The sequence below is a fragment of the Novosphingobium sp. genome (assembly GCF_025351285.1).
In the GTDB taxonomy this organism is placed as follows: domain Bacteria; phylum Pseudomonadota; class Alphaproteobacteria; order Sphingomonadales; family Sphingomonadaceae; genus Novosphingobium.
The window spans coordinates 1-2,229 of the sequence record NZ_JANXWG010000093.1 but is presented as its reverse complement, the minus strand read 5'-3'; the positions used below and the strand labels follow the sequence as shown (position 1 = coordinate 2,229).

Here is a 2,229-nt window from a genome sequence, read left to right as displayed (position 1 = left end):
GCAGTCTCGAGTTTCGCGGCCTGCTCGAAATAGGCCTTCGTCAGCGGGCTCAACTCGGGCGTGAAACGGTGCTGGCCGATCCGCAGCAAAGCGGCGGCAAGCTGGTTGATCGCGTTCACAGGGCGCGGTGCCGAACTGTGGCCGCCGGGGTTGGTAACGGTCAGCTCGAAATCGGCGTATGTCTTTTCGGCGCCCTGCCAGCTCATCTGGCGCGGCAGGCCGGTGGTCTCGTCCAGCGTGCCGCCGCCGCCATCGATATTGAGCACCAGGTCGGCGTTCTTGAGCTTTTCGGCGATCACCGCGCTGGTGTGCATAGTGGTTTCCTCGTCGCCCGAGAATTCGATCACGATGCTGCGGCGTGGCTTGTAGCCTTCACGCTTCAGTTCGATCAGCGAGGCGATCGCCAGCGCGCCGTCGAACTTCATATCGGTGGCGCCGCGGCCGTAAAGATACCCGTTTTCAACCACGGGCACGAACGGATCGCGCTGCCAGTCCTCGCGCTTCGCTTCGACCACGTCCATGTGGCCCGACAGCACCAGCGGCTTGAGCGCTGGATCGCTGCCTTTCCAGGTGCCGATCAGGTACGCGGTGTCGCGCATCGGGGTGATCGAGATTTCGGCCGGATCGAACCCGCCCTTCACCAGCGCATCGCGGAACAGCGTGGCGACATCGGCGGTCTTGTTGCCCTCGCCCATCACCGAGCGGATGGCGATGGCCTTTTGCGCGAGATCGAGCGCCTGCGCCTCGGCGTCGGGGTGCGGCACGATTTTCGCTGCGGCGGGGACGGCGGACAGGATGAACGCTGCGGACAGCAGCAGGCGCGAGATCATGGGTGGGGCGACTCCGTTGTGAGCTGCCACGCTAGCCGTTATTCGCGCGCGCTGCCATCCGGAGCAAGAAGTCCCCCCTCCCGCTTGCGGGGAGCCGAAGGCGTTCCGAAGGAACAGCGGTTGGGGGTGGGCACTTTCTCTGTTTACCCCTTCACCTTGCTCGCATCGAACGCGCCGAGCCCAGGCTTGAACGTCTTCTCATCCAAAAACTGCCGCGTCGCTTCCTTGCGCACCGCCACGCCGCCGTAACTGTGCAGCGCTTCCTGCGCGCGGATCAGGTAATCCTCGGCGTTGTCGTAAGTCATCTCGGTCATGCGGCGGACGGCCCACTTGGTTGCGCGCAGCGTATTGGGGTCCTTCTTGAGCAGCACTTGCGCAATCTCGGTCACCCGCGCCTTCAACTGGTCGGCAGGCACCGCCTCGGTGACGAGGCCCTGTTCGGCGGCCTGCTTGCCCGTCAGGTTTTCACCCATCATCGCATGATACACCGCCTTGCGCAGCGGCATCAGGTCGGCGACCACCTTCGAGGCGCCGCCGCCCGGCAGGATGCCCCAGTTGATTTCGGAAAGCCCGAACTGCGCGTTTTCCGCCGCAATCGCGATGTCGCAGCCGAACAACGGGCCGTAACCGCCGCCGAAGCACCAGCCGTTGACCATGGCGATCGTGGGCTTTTCGCACCAGCGCAGACGTTCCCACCAGGTGTAAGCTTCGCGCTGCGAACGACGGATCGCGTGGAGCCCTTCGGCCTCGGTCTCGCGGAAGTACTCCTTGAGGTCCATGCCGGCGGACCAGGCCTCGCCCTCGCCGGTCAGCACGATCACGCCGACGTCCTCGCGGAACTCCAGGTCGGCGAACACGCGGCCCATCTGGCGGTTGAGCTTGGGGCTCATGCAGTTGCGCTTTTCGGGGCGGTTGAATTTCACCCAGGCGATGCGGTCCACGATCTCGACGGCAACGGTTTCTTCTTCGGTACGTTCGGTCATTTTCATGAGCCTTTCGGTTTGACGGATACGGTCAGTCGACCGCGTAGAAATCCACGATGACATGATCGGGGGCGCGAATGCCGCGCGCGACGAACACCTGCCGCCGCAACCACTCGTGCGGGCCGGGGGCAACTTCGAAGCGGGGTGTGGTGCGGAAGTAATATGCCGAAGCGTCGACCGGTTCGCCCGCTGCGAGCCGTTCGGTTACCGCCGCATCGGCGACCCGCACGCCGGGGTTACTGATTTCGATCACGGCGCCGTCGGCGGCCTTCAACGCATAGCGCGTGTCGATCTTCGTCAGCCCGCCGGGCATGATCGTCTGCCAATCGCCCCCGCCGGGCATGACGGTTCCCGACAGGCGCGGGCCATAGACCCGCCCGCCGGTAATCGCGATGAAGCGGCGCCGGCCGCCATCG

At 65.0% G+C, this 2,229-nt stretch carries 3 protein-coding genes; all 3 read right to left on the bottom strand.

Going from position 1 to position 2,229, the window contains the following annotated elements; translation table 11 throughout:
• Positions 1-830, bottom strand: an 830-nt coding sequence (locus Q0R16_RS11525; protein WP_295636044.1) for a M20/M25/M40 family metallo-hydrolase, incomplete at its 3' end; no start/stop codon positions are given.
• 143 nt (positions 831-973) lie between these two features.
• Positions 974-1,813 (bottom strand): p-hydroxycinnamoyl CoA hydratase/lyase, encoded by an 840-nt coding sequence (locus Q0R16_RS11520; protein WP_295636043.1) that lies wholly within the window; start codon positions 1,811-1,813, stop codon positions 974-976.
• A gap of 31 nt (positions 1,814-1,844) precedes the next feature.
• Positions 1,845-2,229 (bottom strand): DUF3237 domain-containing protein (locus tag Q0R16_RS11515; RefSeq protein WP_295636042.1); only part of this gene is annotated, 385 nt, incomplete at its 5' end.